Origin of the sequence: Alcanivorax sp. 1008, from assembly GCF_020667895.1 — a bacterium.
In the GTDB taxonomy this organism is placed as follows: domain Bacteria; phylum Pseudomonadota; class Gammaproteobacteria; order Pseudomonadales; family Alcanivoracaceae; genus PGZG01.
Window position 1 is genome coordinate 529,058 of sequence record NZ_JAFMPS010000001.1, and the last position, 17,258, is coordinate 546,315.

Consider the following 17,258-nt stretch of genomic DNA (forward strand, 5'->3'; position numbering starts at 1 on the left):
CATTGCCACCTTGAATGTCGAAGGCTGACTGACGGGCGCTGAGTCAGTGCCCGTCAGTCAGCTCCACTTCATATGATGTTATTGATCATTTACCGTCCATGGCCATAACGCCAAGGGTAGTGCCACTAATAATGCTGCCATTAACACCGATCTGAGTGCCGGCATAGAAGCTGTTAAACAGTGGATTCCAGCCAAGCAGCTTGGTGAAGCGTCGCTTGCCCGTGGTCCAGTTCAACCCCTCAATGGTCCAGGATCCCATATAGGCACCGATGCAGTAGAAGGTATTGGTGGAGGCGCTCATGGTGGGAATGCCATTGGGACAGCTGGTGTTCATATTCACCCAGGCTTTTTCCAGAGTGCGGGTTGCCGGGATCCACTGGAACTTTTGCACGCCCCAAGGCTGGAACTCAGGGAACTGACTGAGGGTAACCCACAGTGCGTTATTGATGTTGGCGATGGCCGGGTTCTCCAGCAGTCCCCCGAGAATCGGGTATTTTGAAGGGTCTGGTTCAATGGTGTTTTGGTAATCATTGCTGACCACTACTGCGCCGTAGCCGCGCACCAGAACCGACTGCTCGCTAACGGTTCTCTCGCGCAAGGCATCACCAAAATCTACCGGTACTTGGGCGGCGATGCGGCGGCTTTTGGTGCCAGGTAGTTGCTCCCAGTCGTTGGGGATCTCGTCGCGCCAAAACAGAACAAGATGGCTAAGATCCTGGCCATCGGTAATCACCACAAAGCGGTCGGCATCATCCGGGTTGCCCATTAGGGAAGGGGTTGAGCCTGATCCTTTGCCCAGTCGTCCCGCGCTTTGCCCCTCGCCAGCTTCATACTCGGCGCGCCAGGCACCGTCATACTCGTTCATGCTGAGGTTGTAGCCGGTCCATTGCACACGGTACATGGCCCGTTCGGTGACCACATAAATGCCGCCTTTTTCGTCCGCTGCAATCGAGTTGGACACTTCTTCTCCGGCGTCGGCTTGGCCTCCCGTGGGCTGACCCAGCTTGACGCTCCAGAATTGGGAGAAGTCGCGATTCAGCACAGCCACGGTGCCACGTTTGGTGGCCAGAGCGAGGCGGCCGTCCCAAAGAATGTTCATGCCAACGATTGGATCCGTCTTCGCATCTCCGCGCAGGCTGCTGGCGGGTAATGTGAATGAGCTGCGCAACTTGATGCCTGAGTCGATATTGCCGCGTTCTTTATCCTGATAGGCCAGTACGGTGATGCCATCTACGGTAAAGAAAGTGTTGTCCTTGTCGATCAGCGTGTAGGCGCCAGAGGTAGCATTGCTGAAATTGTCCAGACTGGCTCCGGAGGGCTTGCTGATGGAATCCACCACCCTGTTGTCGCGTAGCTTGTAGACGAGGCCAAACGAGGAACCCCAGCTGGCTCTGGGCTTGCCCCACTGTTTGTCCAGGTAGCTTCCCATGATTCTCTCGAGAAATCGGGAAAGCCTGTACGGACGTGGGTAGGGGGAGGATGTCGCCAGAGTGATATTGGTGATGCCGGTGCTGACATAGTCCGGGCTTGCTACCTCTGAGGCGCTAATTGGCCCGTCCAGAGGGCTAGAGGCCTGCGCATACGGGGTACGATGACTGATCGGCCACGGGCTGTCAGCCAGAAAAGGGTTAACCGGAGGTTCATGACCATCCACGGCCAGGGCAGGCGAAGCAAGTGCCACAAGAATGGCCGGGCCTGCTAGTCGTTTGACAATGCTTGTCAGCATTTTTTTGTTCTCCTGATGCTGTTGGGTTCGAAGTCAGGCACGCTCTATGAACCAGATGTGCGATGGCAAGGATAGGCGTCGGTTGAGTGTGGTGTTTTGCCATTTACGTCAGAGATTAATCCGATGACGACAATACAACTCGGAGCTAATAAGAAGGCATTAGCTGAGAATACAACCATGGCTACTTGGGCTGGGGCGATTGCTCGGGCACTCAAGGTATATGGTGTTAATGACCATGATTTGTTTCAGCGGGCGGGTATTGATTACAGCCTCGTTAATCACCCGGCCCAGCGCATTCCGGTAGCTGATATGACCCGTCTTTGGGAGATGGCGGTGACGGAAAGTGGCGATCCGGCTTTTGGCTTGGCGGTGGCAGAGAAGGTCAATATGACCACTTTTCATACGCTAGGCGTTGCGGCGATGGCCAGTGAGACGGTTTGGCAAGCCGGTGAAATGGTGACCCGGTTTGCCTCCATGGTCAGCGATGGCATTGATATGAGACTGCATCAGGGTGGTCAGGAAGTTGGCTTGGTTCTTGGCATGCGCCCTGGTTATCCCCGTTTTGCCGATGCCTGCGTTGAAGCTGTGCTGGGTGCCATTCTGCTGACCGCCTGGCAGTTAATGCCTGACGCTCAGCCTTCGCGGGTGACTTTCCAGCATCGTTGTGCCGCTGATTTGCCAACTTACGAAAAGTTTTTTCGCTGCCCGGTTATATTTGCCGCGGACAGTGATGGTCTATATGGGGAAGCGTCAGGGCTGTCGTCAAGTACATTCCCGACCAGTAGTCCGCAAGTGGCGCAAGCAAGTGCGGCCATATGCGAAGAGTATCTGGTGTCACGCCAGCAGGGAGAAATGGGTAGTAAAGTGAAGAACCTGCTTGCCCGCAGCCTGCATCAGGGAGCAGTCATGCCACTGCAGGAAGTGGCCCGTGATCTAGCCATGAGCGAGCGCAAGTTGCAGCGCCTGCTACGTGATGAGGGGGTTCAGTTTCGAGACCTGCTTGATGAGGTGCGCGCGCAGGCCGCCCGCCAGTTACTTGGTGATAATTCCCTATCGGTGGGGCGTGTGGCAGAGCAGCTTGGGTTTGATTCTTTGAGCGCATTTTCCAGAGCATTCCGACGCTGGTATGGGACAACGCCGCGGGCGCTTCGCGGCGCAGCAAAGGATGCCAGCACGGATTAAGTTATCGAGCTGAGTAAGTCAGTGGCTTTCTGTAGGCGGTTCATAACATCGCTCCATTCTGATTCGATTGGCGGTGTCTGCACCAGAATAATGTCCGCCTGCGTGCCATCCAGCTCATGCATTGCGTGATAAAGCTGACGCGCATATCCAGCCTTATCCGCTGGCAGGCATATCAACTGGTAAAGGGCAGGCAGACGATCAAGTTCCGGCGAAAGGTCTGAGTAGCTGATTACGCCAGCCTGCAGGCCCTGTTGCTGACACCAAGCTAAGGTGGCAGCAATTTTTTCGCCGCTTACTCGGCAGGCCCGGGTACGGGGGCGATAGTGGATCAGTTCATTACCGGGTGCGGCTGTCTGCCCACTATCATTCTCAATGGATTGCTGTAGCACCACTTCCAATGCTTCCCGGGTGATGGGGCCAGGCCGTACAAGCCGCGGCGTGTCTCCAGTGAGATCCAGAATGGTTGATTCAAGACCGACTTCACAGGGGCCATCATCCAGCACGGCGTCGATTCGTCCCGCCAAGCCAGCAAGTACATGCTCGGCTCGTGTAGGGCTCAAGCCTTGGTAGGGGTTGGCGGAGGGAGCGGCCAGCCCGGTATCCAATGTTTTCAGTATGTCCCGCAACACGCGATGACCGGGAACCCGCAGAGCTACAGAACCAAGACCACCAGTGATGGCTGGCGACACGGATGCATGTCTTGGCAGGATCAGGGTTAATGGTCCAGGCCAAAACTTCTCCGCAACACGCCATGCTTGTTCGGGAATGCTGTTGGCCCAGCGCGGCAGCTGCCCGGCGTCATGGATATGGACGATCAGAGGATGTCCACTTGGCCGTCCCTTGGCGGAAAAAATACGTGCTATAGCAGCTGGATTGCTCGCATCTGCGGCCAGGCCATAGACGGTTTCGGTGGGAACGGCGACAACGGCTCCGCTGGCTAGCAGGGTAATTGCTTGCTGTCGCTGCTCCGGGTTTCTGGCATCAAGATGTCGGGTTGTCATTGGGCATTAGGCCACACGGTGTATATTCTCAGCGCCTGAATCTACTGGAGCTTCAGACCAGCAGTTTCGATAAAGTCTGCTAATGGGGCCCGTTTCATCGCCAAGCCTGAACAGGTATAGCCAATCATTGTCGACCAGCTGGCGTACTGTTTCGTGACGCTGATATACCTCCATGATTGCCGCCTCGGGAGCTGCGATAAATACGCTTAGCCGCAAGGGTTGATGTATCCACTGCTTGCCGTCGTGCAGTGACTGCAGTGGCAAGCCGATACGCAGATCGCCACCATTGCCCTCAAACACTCCCAGATTTCCACCGACCACGTTATGCAGAACTTTGTTGCCGCTACCGAACTTGCCTGGTGACGTGACGGATGCGTTGTACTGCATGTTGATCCAGTTGGTGACCACCATGGGGGCTGTCATGATCAGCTCCAGCAGTGAAAAGCTGGTATCGTCTTGCCAATTGTAGTCATGCAAAAACGAACGCCCACTCAGATTCAGATGTCGTGTGCGTTGGCGCGGCGCAACGATGAAACTGTGATTGCCTGCAAGGCCCCACTCTGGCCGAACCTGAGACCAGTCCTGGCTGCGTTTGAGTACGCTTTTATGAATCGGCGCAGACGCCGCGAGGCCCAGAGCCGGCGCGCGCTCCCGGCGCGCCTGCTCGCTTGCCCGATGCAGCCATTGGCTGACGGACTCATCCAAATCGTCCGCCTGTTGGGCGAAGCAATGGATTTCATCCGTGGTGGTGTTGTGCAGCGCTGCGACAAATCGGGTGTCAGATTCAATTCGGATGTTGTGTTGTAACAGAGCATCCCGTACTTGCGGGTCGTTGAGCAGCTGGGCCAGCACTCTGACATTGATTTCTCCTGTCTGCCCGCCACAGGCCCCACAGTCCAGTCCCGCTGCTTGAGGATTATTGCAGCTGGTGCTGCCGTGGCCGATCAAAAGTACCCGAGGTGCCAGTTCAGTGGTCAGGCCCATGGCGCCAAGAATGCCGGCGGCAAGACTGGCCTTGCTTTGTAGATCAAGTACCTGACCATTTTGCCGCAGTGTAAAGTGGGCATCCGGTGCCACGTGGTTTACCGGATGTGTCGGCGTGCCGGGAAAAAGGCTCTGGCGCAGCAGTTTGAACAGGTAAAGCAGCCCGCCGCTCTCTACCGCTGTGAACGTGGTGGGGGCGCTGCCGGTAAAACGATACCACTGGCTGCGCTGACCTGCCTTTTTGAGCCGTACATCATCGTTGTCTTCGGCCACCTCAATCGTGGGCGCAAGAAGACCTGGAAGCTGAGGCCGCAGCATGGCGCCGCCGCCAGGCCGATAGGCCAGAGGTAGACCGAAAAACCCGGCGAATCCGATGGTTTGGATCCCGCTATGCTGGGCTTCCAGAGCTCGCCGCATCACTTCCGAGCGTACATCAATACAGAACGCGGCTTGCAGAGCCGGGCGTCCAGTATCTGTTGCCGGCGCCGGGCTCTGCAGTCGTTCTATTAACTGCGATTGTGTGGCGATTTCCGCCGCCCGTTGCCAGACCAGAAGTATCTGCTGTTGGGCGCTGTGGTGGGCAAGCAAGGCTGGCAGGGTTTGCCATTGCTCGTGCCAGCGTGCCTGCCAGTGGTCAGTCTGGTGCAGCTTCCAAAGAATCCAGTCCCAGGCCAGACGTGCGGCCAGCAATCCCATCAGGGCGTCGTTCTCTTGGCCCGCTAGAGAGGCCTGCCAGTTCAGCCATGCCAGGCTTGAGGCCCAGCCGTTGATATCGAGCAGCAGCGCGACACCATAGTCGCCGATTTGCGCGGCATCTGGCGCCAGATCTGCCATGGCTTGCGCTACCAGATCTTCTACCCGGTTAGGCAGTGAGGCAAAGGCATCGGTGAGGCGGGGCTCGTCCATCAGAATTGCCAGACCACGGTCGGCGCGGGTGACATCCAGCCAGGCTTGATAGAAATGCTCAGCGTTGATCTGCTGTCCATGGCTTTGTTGCAAGAGATCACCACAAAACTGACTTAGCTGATGGACGATTTCTTCGTGCCAGCTCATTGCCGATGTCGGCCGTTCTGCGTCAACAAGGTCACTGATGTTGTACCAGTGGCGTGTCGCTGGTGGGGTTGGGGCGTCCAGCAGCTGCTGCGCACTCAGATCCAGACCTAGCTCCCCGGCCGCTTGTGTCAGGTGGTGTGCCTGCACTGGTTTCTGCCACAAGGCGCGGTAGTAATCTGCCGGCATCAGACAGTGAACATGCCCCAGTGCGGCAAGCCGGGCGCTGGCCTCGGCATAGCAATGATCACGCCAGTTCCAGTATGGGTTGACGGCGATCAGTTGCTCCAGAGGCCAGTTTGGCGCTATGCGAGCGCAGGCCTGGGTCAGTGCGTCCATGGGGGTGATGCTGTTATCAGCTATGGCGCTCATGCTATTCACTCCATGACGAATTCAGGTGGCCGGGCTTGCGAGCTGCGTTAACAGGCAGTTTCATGGGCCATAGTTTCAGGGTGGTTCGGGTAACCCACTCATCCAGATATAGGCCCGCGAATAGCCACTGACGCCAGCGATATGACATAGCCGTGCGCTGCATGATGAGCAGGCCGTAGCCGGCCAGTAGCAGAACAAAAAGTGTCATGGTCCATATCGCAGCGGGCCAGCCGGCATCCGCGCTGGCCGGTAGCAGGCTGGCAAACAGGGCTTTCTGGGCAAGGTAGGCAAGCAGCAAGGCGGCGGCGATAACCGTGTTGCGGATCAGTGTCCGACCGCCGGTTTGCGCCGGTAGCCACAGGCTCAAGGCAATAATTACCAGCAGCCAGGCGCTCCATTCTGCAGGAGACAGCGTCCCCGGAAGCAGCCACAGCAGGGCGATGGTGAGAGCAGTGCTGACTATCAGATTGCGTAGCCACAGAGCCAGGCGTTCTGTTGCTTTGTCGGCAAGCTTTCGGTCGAGGTGGTTCAGTACCGCATTGCCGCTGCCCAGAAAAGCGTTGGCTTTGTAGCAAGAGTGGGCGACCAGATGCAGCAATGCGAGTTCATGCAGGCCAAGGGCGCACTCCACCAGCATTAGGCCCATTTGGGCGCTGGTGGACCAGGCCAGCCGTACCTTGATGCTGATACGAGTCATCATTATCAGTGCTGCTAACACTGCGGTCAGGCCGGCAACAATCAATAGCAGCCAACGGGCAGGTGTTGAGGCACTGATCAGGGGGGCCATCAGGATCATCAAGTAGCCGCCCAGATTAATGATGCCGGCGTGGAGCAGAGCAGAAACCGGTGTCGGCGCCTCCACTACCTGCATTAGCCAGCCATGCACGGGCAGCTGGGCGCATTTGATTAGCGCCGCCATGGCCAGCAGTAGCGCAGCGGTCTGCTGCTGCCATGCCAGCGGCTCGGTGCCTGCATAGCTGGATAGTATTTCACTGATCAGGAAAGTGTCGTGGTATTTCCAAAGCAGCACGGCCGCCGCCATAAGACAGATTTCTGCCAACCGGGCAAAGATGAATTTTTTGTGTGCTGCCAGCACGGCGCGAAAGCGGTCCGGGTAGCTCACCAGCAGTTGGTGCAAACTGATGCTGATGGTGCTCCATGCCAGTGCCAGCAGCAGCAGATGGTTGGTTACCACTACCAGACTGACGCTCGCCAGGCAGATCTGCAGCCAGCTACGGTAGCGAGCCTCCACCGCGTCACCTGCCAGATAGGCCACGGAGAAGCGCACGACAATGAAGCCGATCAGGCTCACCAGCAAACTCATTACCAGATTCAGTGGGGTCGCAGCCAGCCACGGTAAAGGCGACAGAGGCTGTGACACTGCCAGCAACGCTGCTACCGCCGATGCCAGCAAGGCCAGCAGGGCGCAGACAGCGGACACCGGCCAGCCGTATAGGCGGCCACCGGCGGCGCCGAGCAGGTAAAGCAGGACCGGCAGCAGTAAAACGAGTGTGCTGGATATCATGACTAACTCCGTGATCGGACGGAGCTAGATTAGAGCTCATGGCTATTTTAGTAAAATAGATATAAATTTATGTATCGTTCTATTAATAAGAACATTGGGTTCTTTTATGAGTCGTCTGAATTATCATCATCTGCATTACTTCTGGCGCGTGGCCACCGTGGGCAATCTGACTCGGGTAGCTCAAGAGCTACATGTATCGCAGTCAGCCCTGTCCTCGCAGATACGTCAGCTGGAGGAGTCCATGGGGCAGCCTTTGTTTGACCGTAACGGGCGCAACCTCCGTTTGACGGAGTGGGGCCAGCGCGTGCTGACTTATGCGCAGGACATTTTTAGCAAAGGGGAAGAGCTGGCCTCGTTGGTTCAGCGTGGGACGGCACCAGAGGTTCAGGTCATCCGGGTTGGCGTATTGTCCACGATGTCGCGAAATTTTGTTGATGCTTTTCTGACTCCCCTGTTACCAGACCCGAGCGTGCGTTTGGTGTTGCAGTCACAGGGAATTGCCGAGCTGCTGGACAGCCTCGCCAGCCACACCCTTGATGTGGTGTTGTCGAATATCAACGTCACAGTAAACCCAAAGCGCATATGGCAGAGTCAGGTACTTGCCCGCCAGCCAATCTCGGTGGTCGGGCCGGCAGGTAAAAAGCCGCGTGGCCGCTTCCCCAGAGGCTATGAAAATATGCGCTGGATCTTACCCCGGCCACCTTCCGAAATTCGTGCCGGATTTGATGCGTTCTGCAGCAGTCATCAGTTCGAGCCAGATATTCAGGCGGAGGTAGATGATATGGCCATGCTGCGTCTGCTGGCCCGGGATAGTGGTGCTCTGGCAATTCTGCCGCGTGTAGTAGTGCGCGATGAGATCAGACGTCTGGAGTTAACCGAATACATGGCGTTGCCTACGGTGACGGAAAACTTTTACGCGATCACTGTGCAACGTAGCTATCAGCCGCCTGCATTGCGGGAGCTGTTAAAGCAGCGCCAGTCTATCCTGTAGAGGGGCAGGCCCTAAACAATTTCCCCAAGGGTACATCTGAGGGTATCTGAGTGCTCTGGCCCCTGCTAATCTGCGCGCTATCCTTTACTCCATGAGGTTGCCATGTTGCTGCTAATCATTGGTCTGATTCTGTTTCTCGGCATGCACTCCGCCAACATGCTGGCTCCGGGTTTGCGTGCCGGCGCCGTTGCCCGCATCGGCGTACTGCCGTGGAAGGGCTTTTACGGGTTAGTGTCCATTGTTGGTTTGGTGCTTATCGTGCTTGGTTATGGCGAAGCACGCATGCAACCAACCTGGCTGTGGAGCAGCCCGGTGTGGACTCGTCACCTTGCTGCGCTGCTGATGCTGCCAGTGATGATTCTGCTGGCTGCGACCTATGTTCCGGGTACACGTATCAAGGCACGCATTGGCCATCCGATGCTGCTTGCCACAAAAGTCTGGGCGTTGGCACACCTTTTCGCCAATGGCGCCGTCCATGAAGTGGTTTTGTTTGGCAGTTTCCTCATCTGGGCAGTGTTCGGCTTCATCGTTTATCGCAAGCGTGACCGTGCCAGTGGCAAGCATTACCCGGTGGCCGGCATTGGCCGCGATATTCTTGCCGTAGTTATGGGCGTCGTACTCTGGGCCCTGTTCAGCTTCCATTTGCACCGGATGCTGTTTGGTGTGGGGCCATTTGGTTGAGGGTCTACAACTTTGAGCGTCAGACATCCATCATAGGATGCTCTTAAGATCCAGCTTCGTTATCTCAGTCTTGGCAAGGGAGCTTCATGGAAAACCAGATTTATGTTCTCGCCGAGCGAGCCGGACGCCTGTTGGCACGCCACAAAATTTTGTTAGTGACTGCCGAATCCTGCACAGGAGGCTGGATCGCTGAAGCGATTACCGCCGTGGCAGGCAGTTCTGCCTGGTTTGAACGGGGTTTTGTCAGTTATTCGAATCAGGCCAAGCAGGACATGCTTGGGGTGTCCTCAGATCTGCTCAATCGTTGCGGCGCAGTTAGCCAGGAGGTAGTGCTGGAAATGGCCCGTGGCGCCATACAGCGCTCCAAAGGGCATATCTCAGTGGCGGTGTCTGGTATTGCCGGGCCGGATGGTGGCACGGCGGACAAGCCGGTAGGTACCGTGTGGATAGCTTGGGGGCAAAAGCTGGGTCATGCGGAAGCGGAGTCATTTCTGTTCAGCGGTGACCGACAGGCAGTGCGGGAGCAGACTGTCGTCCGTGCCCTGCAGGGGCTGATAGCGCGAATGGGCGGATAGCCCTTGCCATCTTCCTCCGGATTTGGATAATACTGTCCATATTGACAGTAGTCATGGCTGTCAGCCATTATTCATCCGCATCATTCATCGGAATACTGCGACCAGCAGAAGGACTCCATCATGGATCAGAACAAAGGCAAGGCCCTGACTGCCGCATTGGCACAGATTGAACGTCAGTTCGGCAAGGGCTCGGTCATGCGTATGGGCGACCAGAAGCGTGAGCGCATCCCGGCTATCTCCACCGGCTCGCTGGGTCTGGATGTGGCTTTGGGTATTGGCGGTCTGCCCAAGGGCCGGATTGTTGAGATCTATGGCCCGGAGTCTTCAGGCAAAACCACGCTGACCCTGTCGGTTATTGCTCAGGCTCAGAAGCAGGGCGCCAACTGTGCCTTCGTTGATGCTGAGCATGCACTGGACCCTGACTATGCCGAGAAATTGGGCGTAAAACTCGATGATCTGATCGTTTCCCAGCCGGATACGGGCGAGCAGGCGCTGGAAATTACCGACATGCTGGTGCGTTCCGGTGCGGTTGACGTGATCATTGTCGATTCGGTGGCAGCGTTGGTGCCGAAGGCTGAAATCGAAGGCGAGATGGGCGACTCCCATGTCGGCCTGCAGGCCCGTCTGATGAGTCAGGCGTTGCGCAAAATCACCGGTTCGGTGAAAAACGCCAATTGTCTGGTCATCTTTATCAACCAGATCCGCATGAAGATCGGCGTCATGTTCGGTAACCCGGAAACCACAACCGGCGGCAACGCGCTCAAGTTCTATGCTTCGGTGCGTTTGGATATCCGTCGTATCGGTGCGGTTAAGCAGGGCGACGAAGTCACGGGCAATGAAACCCGGGTCAAGGTGGTCAAGAACAAGGTGGCGCCGCCGTTCCGGCAGGCAGAGTTCCAGATTCTGTACGGCCACGGCATCAATGTGCTGGGCGAGATCGTCGATATGGGCGTCCAGCTTGGTCTGATTGATAAGTCCGGTGCCTGGTATGCCTATAAAGGCGACAAGATCGGGCAGGGCAAGTCCAATGCCTGTGATTACCTTAAGGAAAATCAGGCTGTGCGCGATGAAATCGAGACAGCTATTCGGACCCAGTTATTGGCCGTGCCGGTCGCTGCGGGGGCTCCGGAAGAAGTCGTAGAGGCAGATGACTGAGCTTCAGTCTAATCTGCGCCGTGCCGCCCTTGATTGGTTAGGGCGGCGCGATTACTCCCGCACTGAGCTCACCCGCAAACTGAAACGCAAGTTCGGCGAGGAGGCTGAGGCCGACTTCGCCGAACTGTTCAGCTGGCTCGAAGAGCACCGTTTTCTCGATGAATCCCGTTATCTCGACATACTTATTCGGTCCGCCATAGAGCGGGGCCATGGCCTGTTGCGTTTACGCCAGGACCTCAAGCAGCGCGGCATTACTCCGGCACTGATCGATCAGGCTCTCGCTAGCCTGGAGGTCGACTGGTTCGAGCTGGCCCGTAACCTGCGAGCCCGTCGTTTCGGTCTGAAGCCGGTTGCCGATCAGAAGGAAAAAGCCCGCCAACTCCGCTACCTGCAATACCGGGGGTTCACTGGCGAGCAGTGTTTTTATGCACTTGATGTGGCTGAGGAGGATATCTGAAGGCCATATGCCTTTGAACTGGCAGGCAAAACCCCCGGGCAGGTATACTCTCGCCTCTAAATTCGCCAGCCCGGACCCCCTGATCCCATGAAAAGTGCTGACATCCGCCAGGCCTTTCTCGACTACTTCGCCAAACACGGTCACACCGTCGTTGCCAGCAGCTCGCTGGTTCCCCATGACGACCCGACCCTGCTGTTCACCAATGCTGGCATGAATCAGTTCAAGGATCTTTTCCTTGGTCGTGACAAGCGTGACTATGTCCGCGCAGCCAGCAGCCAGCGCTGTGTCCGCGCGGGTGGCAAGCATAACGATCTGGAGAATGTTGGCTATACCGCCCGCCACCACACCTTTTTCGAGATGCTGGGCAACTTTAGTTTTGGCGACTACTTTAAGCAGGATGCTATTCGCTTCGCCTGGGAGTTTCTTACCGCGCCTGAGTGGATGAATATCCCAAAAGAGAAGCTCATGGTTACCGTTTACGCCAGTGATGACGAAGCCTTCAACATTTGGGCTAACGACATGGGGGTACCGCACGAACGTATTGTGCGTATCGGTGACAACAAAGGTGCGCCCTATGCGTCAGACAATTTCTGGACCATGGGTGACACAGGCCCCTGTGGTCCATGCACGGAAATTTTCTACGACCACGGTGAGGAAATCTGGGGTGGCCCGCCGGGCTCGCCAGAGGAAGATGGCGACCGCTTTATCGAAATCTGGAATCTGGTGTTTATGCAGTTTGATCGCCAGCCCGATGGTGAGATGAATCCGTTGCCCAAGCCCAGTGTGGATACCGGTATGGGCCTTGAGCGGATTGCTGCGGTAATGCAGCACGTTCATTCCAATTATGAAATTGATCTTTTTCAGGCGCTTCTCAAAGCGGCTGCACAGGCTACTGGTTGTAAGGATATGGAGGAAAAATCCTTACGCGTTATTGCTGACCATATCCGTTCCGCCTGCTTCCTGATTTGCGATGGTGTGATCCCGTCCAATGAAGGTCGCGGCTATGTGCTGCGTCGCATTATTCGTCGTGCTTTGCGTCACGGACATAAACTCGGTCAGGACAAACCGTTCTTTTACACGTTGAGTAAAGCTCTCGTGGCTGAGATGGGGAAGGCTTACCCCGAGTTGGCAGATGCGCAGGCGCGTATTGAAAAAGCATTGCTCGCGGAAGAAGAGCAGTTCGCACGGACACTGGCGGAAGGTATGAAAGTTTTTGAGGCTGCGGTGGCTAATCTATCCGGTAAAGTGATTCCCGGTGATGTGGTCTTTGCGCTTTACGATACCCATGGTTTTCCGGTGGACTTGACTAACGATGTTGCCCGGGAGCGTGGTCTGACTTTGGATATGCAAGGGTTCGAAGCTTGCATGGAGCAGCAGCGTAGCCGCTCTCGTGGGGCAGATGCATTTGCCAATACCTACAATGATCGTCTGCAAGTTGAAGCGGTCAGTGATTTCTCTGGTTACGATCGTCTTGCTGATATGGCAGAAGTTGTTGCCTTGTACCGTAATGGTGAGGCAGTGCAGGCATTGAGTGCCGGGGAAGATGGTATGGTAGTGCTGGCCAAGACTCCTTTTTATGCGGAGTCCGGTGGTCAGGTTGGTGATACCGGTGTGCTCACCAATGATGGCAGTCGATTTGTTGTTGCCGACACCCGCAAGCGCCAGCAGGCCCATTTGCATATTGGCGTTGTTGAGCAGGGAGTTATCAAGCTAGGCGATCGTCTGGCAGCACATGTGGATGAGCAGCGTCGCCATGCCATCATGCGTAACCACTCGGCAACTCACCTGATGCATGCAGCACTACGTCAGGTGCTCGGTGAGCATGTAAGCCAGAAAGGTTCGCTGGTCAATGCTGATTATCTGCGTTTCGATTTTTCCCACGGTGCGGCAGTAACTACCGGGCAGATTGCCGAAATCGAAATGATTGTTAATCGGCAGATTCTTGCGAATGCCGCTGTTGCGACGGATTTAATGGATATTGACTCTGCCCGCAAGGCCGGGGCTATGGCCCTGTTCGGTGAGAAATATGATGATCAGGTGCGCGTGCTGACAATGGGGGCAAATGGTTTCTCCAAAGAATTGTGTGGCGGCACTCACGTGGCACGTACTGGAGATATCGGTTTGTTTCGCATTATTTCCGAAGGCGCCAGCAGTGCTGGTGTGCGACGTATCGAGGCGGTGGCTGGTGAGCGTGCGCTGGCGGAAGTGCAGCGTCTGTCACAATTGGTCAGCGACAGTGCGGCCTTGCTGAAAGCAGCTCCTGACCAATTGCCGCAGCGTCTTGAGCAGTTAGTTGGCCGTAGTCGTGAGCTGGAGAAGGAAGTCGATCGTCTCAAGCAGAAGCTTGCCTCTGGTACAGGTAATGACCTCAGCGCTCAGGTGCAACAGGTCAATGGTGTGAAGGTGCTGGCCGCCCAACTGGATGGCGCGGACGGCAAAACCCTGCGAACCGCCATGGATAAGCTCAAGGATAAGCTGGGCTCGGCAGTAATCCTGCTGGCCGCACCGGAAGGAGACAAGATCAGTATTGTCGCTGGTGTCACCAAGGATTTGACGGACCGCTTTAATGCCGGGGAGCTGGTTCGGCATGTCTCTGAGCAGCTAGGCGGTAAAGGTGGTGGCCGGGCAGATATGGCGCAGGGTGGTGGCACGGATCTGGCCGCCTTGCCCAAGGCGCTGGAGGATATTCCTGGTTGGATTGCCTCCAAGTCGTAGTTGTAGCTCCTACAAACGGGGTGCAACTGATGGTAGAGTGGCGCCGCATTTTTCTGACCCCAAGTGGAACCTTATGGCGCTGATAGTTCAGAAATACGGCGGCACCTCGGTCGGTACCGTCGAACGTATTCAGGCAGTGGCCGAAAAAATCAAACGGTTCGTCGACGATGGCAACCAGATCGTTGTAGTTGTGTCTGCCATGAGCGGCGAAACCAACCGTCTGATCGGTATGGCGAAGCAGATTCATGATGAGCCCACTCCTCGTGAGATGGATGTGCTGGTGTCTACCGGTGAGCAGGTGACCATTGCCCTGTTATCCATGGCACTGCACAAGCTTGGTCTGGGCGCGCGCAGCTATACCGGCTCACAGGTCTCGATCACCACAGATAGCTCCTTTATGAAGGCGCGTATTGAGCATATTGACGACAAGTCCATGCGTGCTGATTTGAGTCAGGGCAGGGTGGTTGTGGTAGCGGGTTTCCAGGGTGTGGACCCGCACGGCAATATCACCACGCTGGGCCGTGGTGGCTCAGATACTACGGCCGTGGCTCTTGCCGCAGCGCTGAATGCCGACGAATGTCAGATCTATACCGATGTGGATGGTGTCTACACCACTGACCCGCGGGTGGTGGATAGTGCCCGTCGTCTTGACCGCATTACTTTCGAAGAAATGCTCGAGATGGCCAGCCAGGGCTCAAAAGTCCTGCAAATCCGCTCGGTAGAATTTGCTGGTAAGTACAATGTACCGCTGCGCGTGCTGCACAGTTTTCAGGAGGGTCCAGGGACCCTGATCACCGTCGACGAAGAGGTTGATATGGAGAAGCCGGTTATTTCCGGAATCGCGTTTACCCGTGACGAGGCCAAACTGACCCTGCGTGGCGTGCCCGATACCCCGGGAATTGCGTACAAGATCCTCGGCCCCATTGGTGATGCCAATATTGAGATCGACATGATCGTCCAGAATATCGGGGCGGATGGTGCTACTGACTTTACCTTCACGGTGCACCGCAACGATATGGTGCGGGCCAAGAAGATTCTTGAGCAAGTTGCCGCAGAGCTGGACGCTCGTGAGGTGCTGGCGGACGACAAGATTGCCAAGGTTGCATTGGTTGGTGTTGGTATGCGTTCCCATGCGGGCGTGGCCAGCCGTATGTTCCAGACGCTGGCGGCAGAAGGGGTCAACATCGAAATGATCTCCACTTCTGAGATTAAGGTCTCCGTGGTGATTGCCGAGAAGTATCTGGAATTGGCAGTGCGCGCACTGCACTCGGCATTCGAGTTGGATAAGCCGTCGGTCTGACGTTCCGCAGACACTACGAACAAATTCTGCCATAATCCGGGGCCCCATTTGCTCGGGCGGGTTGTTGTCCCGTACCAAGGATTCACGGAGAACCGGGCCTTGCAGGTGGGGTTTGCGCTCGATTGACTACGGACCCCGGAGGGACCAACCATGCTGATTCTGACCCGCCGTGTTGGCGAAACCCTGATGGTCGGTGATGAAGTTACCGTCACCGTATTGGGAGTAAAAGGTAACCAGGTACGCTTGGGAGTTAACGCGCCCAAGGAAGTCGCGGTGCACCGCGAAGAGATTTATCTGCGTATTCAGAACGAAAAAGCAGCAGATGGTGATCAGAGCTGATATCAACGCTGGGAATTTTTTTTCCAGATGGTATTATGCCGGCGGCAGCTTAGGCTGCCGCCTTTTCTTAAAGCGAATTGTCAGGATCTTTAAGGAAAGTAAGCAAGTTTCCGGTGAGATGGCCGAGTGGCTGAAGGCGCTCCCCTGCTAAGGGAGTATACGTTAATAGCGTATCGAGGGTTCGAATCCCTCTCTCACCGCCAGACATAAAAAAAGCCTCGCAATGCGGGGCTTTTTTTATGTCTGGCGGTGAGAGGGAGTGGCTCTTGTTTGGCCAGCAGATCGATAAAAGGCATTGCAAATCATTCCCATTACCATCATCATTCCCCTGTCACCAAGCCGGGGAACTTCCCATGTTTGTTTGCCTGTGCAGCGGAATTACCGATCACCAGATACGCGCCGCGGCTGCGTCCGGCTGCGATACCCTGAAGGAGCTGCGCGACCAGCTCGCGGTCGGGGCCCAGTGTGGCAGATGCTTGGTCCATGCGGCTGCGGTGCTGCGTGAGCAGCGATCTGTCAGCCACACACCGGCAACACGAGCCGTACTTGCAGGTCCGGTTCATTACTGGCCGCAACCGGCCTGAATTGAACCTCCACCAGCTACCCGACACAATGCACTCTGGATTATTCAGGGAGACAGCCCATGCGCGGTGAAACGAAAGTTATCGAGTATTTGAACAAGGCATTGGCCAATGAGCTTGTGGCTATTAACCAGTACTTCCTGCATGCCCGCATGTACAAGGACTGGGGGCTGAAAAAGTTGGCTGACAAGGAGTATGAAGAGTCCATCGACGAGATGAAGCATGCGGATCAGCTGGTTGAAAGAATCCTTTTTCTCGAAGGCCTGCCCAACCTGCAGGATCTTGGCAAGCTGCTGATCGGGGAAAACACCCGGGAAATGCTTGAGTGCGACCTGAAGCTGGAACACCAGGCGATCCCGTTGCTGCGCGAGGCTATCGCCTGGTGCGAGCAGGTCAAGGACTATGTGTCCCGGGATCTGCTGCAGGATATTCTGGGCTCCGAAGAAGATCATGTGGATTGGCTGGAAACCCAGCTTGGCCTGATTGATTTGGTGGGAATTGAAAGCTATTTGCAAAAACAGATGGAAACCGCTGACTGATCGCTCATTTTTAGCGCGGCTGCGGCTTGACTCAGTGAGGGGCTTTCGAAATAATGCGCGCCTCTTGCGATGGCCTTGGCCAGTC

15 protein-coding genes and 1 tRNA gene are annotated in these 17,258 nt (G+C 56.1%); 12 read left to right on the forward strand and 4 right to left on the reverse strand.

All coding sequences use genetic code 11. From position 1 onward, the window contains the following. Positions 1-85: 85 nt before the first annotated feature. Entirely contained in the window at positions 86-1,726 is a 1,641-nt protein-coding gene (locus J1C54_RS02495; protein WP_229144248.1) for a hypothetical protein, read from the reverse strand. Between the two features lie 123 nt (positions 1,727-1,849). On the opposite strand from J1C54_RS02495, the gene J1C54_RS02500 reads away from it, so the two are divergent. Then, entirely contained in the window at positions 1,850-2,908 is a 1,059-nt protein-coding gene (locus J1C54_RS02500; protein ID WP_229144249.1) for an AraC family transcriptional regulator, read from the forward strand. Here J1C54_RS02500 and J1C54_RS02505 read toward each other — a convergent pair. From J1C54_RS02505 to J1C54_RS02515, 3 genes are read right to left on the reverse strand one after another with little or no spacing between them, the layout of a single operon-like run. Beyond that, on the reverse strand, positions 2,905-3,909 hold the full coding sequence (locus J1C54_RS02505; RefSeq protein ID WP_229144250.1) for an L-threonylcarbamoyladenylate synthase: 1,005 nt from the start codon (positions 3,907-3,909) through the stop codon (positions 2,905-2,907). The two genes, J1C54_RS02500 and J1C54_RS02505, sit on opposite strands and share 4 nt — an antisense overlap. Before the next feature lie 6 nt (positions 3,910-3,915). Continuing rightward, the gene (locus J1C54_RS02510) at positions 3,916-6,315 is read right to left on the reverse strand and encodes a YbcC family protein (protein WP_229144251.1); all 2,400 of its coding nucleotides are present in this window, start codon (positions 6,313-6,315) and stop codon (positions 3,916-3,918) included. Between the two features lies 1 nt (position 6,316). Next, entirely contained in the window at positions 6,317-7,840 is a 1,524-nt protein-coding gene (locus J1C54_RS02515; RefSeq protein ID WP_229144252.1) for an NADH-quinone oxidoreductase subunit L, read from the reverse strand. A 106-nt stretch (positions 7,841-7,946) separates the two neighbouring features. Between J1C54_RS02515 and J1C54_RS02520 the strand changes: the two genes are divergently transcribed. The 11 genes from J1C54_RS02520 to bfr all read left to right on the forward strand — a co-directional run bounded on the left by J1C54_RS02520 (position 7,947) and on the right by bfr (position 17,173). Then, positions 7,947-8,831, forward strand: a complete 885-nt coding sequence (locus J1C54_RS02520; RefSeq protein ID WP_229144253.1) for a LysR family transcriptional regulator — start codon at positions 7,947-7,949, stop codon at positions 8,829-8,831. A 102-nt stretch (positions 8,832-8,933) separates the two neighbouring features. Next, positions 8,934-9,512: an NnrU family protein gene (locus J1C54_RS02525; RefSeq protein ID WP_229144254.1), complete on the forward strand. Its 579-nt coding sequence runs from the start codon at positions 8,934-8,936 to the stop codon at positions 9,510-9,512. An 86-nt stretch (positions 9,513-9,598) separates the two neighbouring features. Continuing rightward, positions 9,599-10,087, forward strand: coding sequence for a CinA family protein (locus tag J1C54_RS02530; RefSeq protein ID WP_229144255.1), 489 nt, complete (start codon positions 9,599-9,601; stop codon positions 10,085-10,087). A gap of 120 nt (positions 10,088-10,207) precedes the next feature. Next, positions 10,208-11,242: a recombinase RecA gene (gene recA, locus J1C54_RS02535; protein ID WP_229144256.1), complete on the forward strand. Its 1,035-nt coding sequence runs from the start codon at positions 10,208-10,210 to the stop codon at positions 11,240-11,242. Further along, the gene (locus J1C54_RS02540) at positions 11,235-11,699 is read left to right on the forward strand and encodes a regulatory protein RecX (RefSeq protein WP_229144257.1); all 465 of its coding nucleotides are present in this window, start codon (positions 11,235-11,237) and stop codon (positions 11,697-11,699) included. The genes recA and J1C54_RS02540 overlap by 8 nt, the downstream gene beginning before the upstream one ends. Before the next feature lie 87 nt (positions 11,700-11,786). Continuing rightward, the gene (alaS, locus tag J1C54_RS02545) at positions 11,787-14,414 is read left to right on the forward strand and encodes an alanine--tRNA ligase (RefSeq protein ID WP_229144258.1); all 2,628 of its coding nucleotides are present in this window, start codon (positions 11,787-11,789) and stop codon (positions 14,412-14,414) included. A 73-nt stretch (positions 14,415-14,487) separates the two neighbouring features. Beyond that, complete coding sequence (locus J1C54_RS02550) at positions 14,488-15,714, forward strand: aspartate kinase (protein ID WP_229144259.1); 1,227 nt, start codon at positions 14,488-14,490, stop codon at positions 15,712-15,714. Positions 15,715-15,864: 150 nt separating this feature from the next. Next, positions 15,865-16,053, forward strand: coding sequence for a carbon storage regulator CsrA (gene csrA / locus J1C54_RS02555; RefSeq protein ID WP_229144260.1), 189 nt, complete (start codon positions 15,865-15,867; stop codon positions 16,051-16,053). 112 nt (positions 16,054-16,165) lie between these two features. Next, positions 16,166-16,256 (forward strand) — tRNA-Ser (locus J1C54_RS02560). A 150-nt stretch (positions 16,257-16,406) separates the two neighbouring features. Further along, positions 16,407-16,637, forward strand: coding sequence for a bacterioferritin-associated ferredoxin (locus J1C54_RS02565; RefSeq protein WP_229144261.1), 231 nt, complete (start codon positions 16,407-16,409; stop codon positions 16,635-16,637). Between the two features lie 59 nt (positions 16,638-16,696). Beyond that, complete coding sequence (gene bfr, locus J1C54_RS02570) at positions 16,697-17,173, forward strand: bacterioferritin (protein ID WP_229144262.1); 477 nt, start codon at positions 16,697-16,699, stop codon at positions 17,171-17,173. Positions 17,174-17,258 lie beyond the last annotated feature (85 nt).

Bases quoted from the DNA above. Each gene is read 5' to 3' on its own strand.
- J1C54_RS02565 (WP_229144261.1), top strand. From the start codon at position 16,407: ATGTTTGTTTGCCTGTGCAGCGGAATTACCGATCACCAGATACGCGCC.
- bfr (WP_229144262.1), top strand. From the start codon at position 16,697: ATGCGCGGTGAAACGAAAGTTATCGAGTATTTGAACAAGGCATTGGCC.
- alaS (WP_229144258.1), top strand. From the start codon at position 11,787: ATGAAAAGTGCTGACATCCGCCAGGCCTTTCTCGACTACTTCGCCAAA.
- J1C54_RS02540 (WP_229144257.1), top strand. From the start codon at position 11,235: ATGACTGAGCTTCAGTCTAATCTGCGCCGTGCCGCCCTTGATTGGTTA.
- J1C54_RS02550 (WP_229144259.1), top strand. From the start codon at position 14,488: ATGGCGCTGATAGTTCAGAAATACGGCGGCACCTCGGTCGGTACCGTC.
- recA (WP_229144256.1), top strand. From the start codon at position 10,208: ATGGATCAGAACAAAGGCAAGGCCCTGACTGCCGCATTGGCACAGATT.
- J1C54_RS02510 (WP_229144251.1), bottom strand. From the start codon at position 6,315: ATGAGCGCCATAGCTGATAACAGCATCACCCCCATGGACGCACTGACC.
- J1C54_RS02530 (WP_229144255.1), top strand. From the start codon at position 9,599: ATGGAAAACCAGATTTATGTTCTCGCCGAGCGAGCCGGACGCCTGTTG.
- J1C54_RS02505 (WP_229144250.1), bottom strand. From the start codon at position 3,909: ATGACAACCCGACATCTTGATGCCAGAAACCCGGAGCAGCGACAGCAA.
- J1C54_RS02500 (WP_229144249.1), top strand. From the start codon at position 1,850: ATGACGACAATACAACTCGGAGCTAATAAGAAGGCATTAGCTGAGAAT.
- J1C54_RS02525 (WP_229144254.1), top strand. From the start codon at position 8,934: ATGTTGCTGCTAATCATTGGTCTGATTCTGTTTCTCGGCATGCACTCC.
- J1C54_RS02520 (WP_229144253.1), top strand. From the start codon at position 7,947: ATGAGTCGTCTGAATTATCATCATCTGCATTACTTCTGGCGCGTGGCC.
- J1C54_RS02495 (WP_229144248.1), bottom strand. From the start codon at position 1,726: ATGCTGACAAGCATTGTCAAACGACTAGCAGGCCCGGCCATTCTTGTG.
- csrA (WP_229144260.1), top strand. From the start codon at position 15,865: ATGCTGATTCTGACCCGCCGTGTTGGCGAAACCCTGATGGTCGGTGAT.
- J1C54_RS02515 (WP_229144252.1), bottom strand. From the start codon at position 7,840: ATGATATCCAGCACACTCGTTTTACTGCTGCCGGTCCTGCTTTACCTG.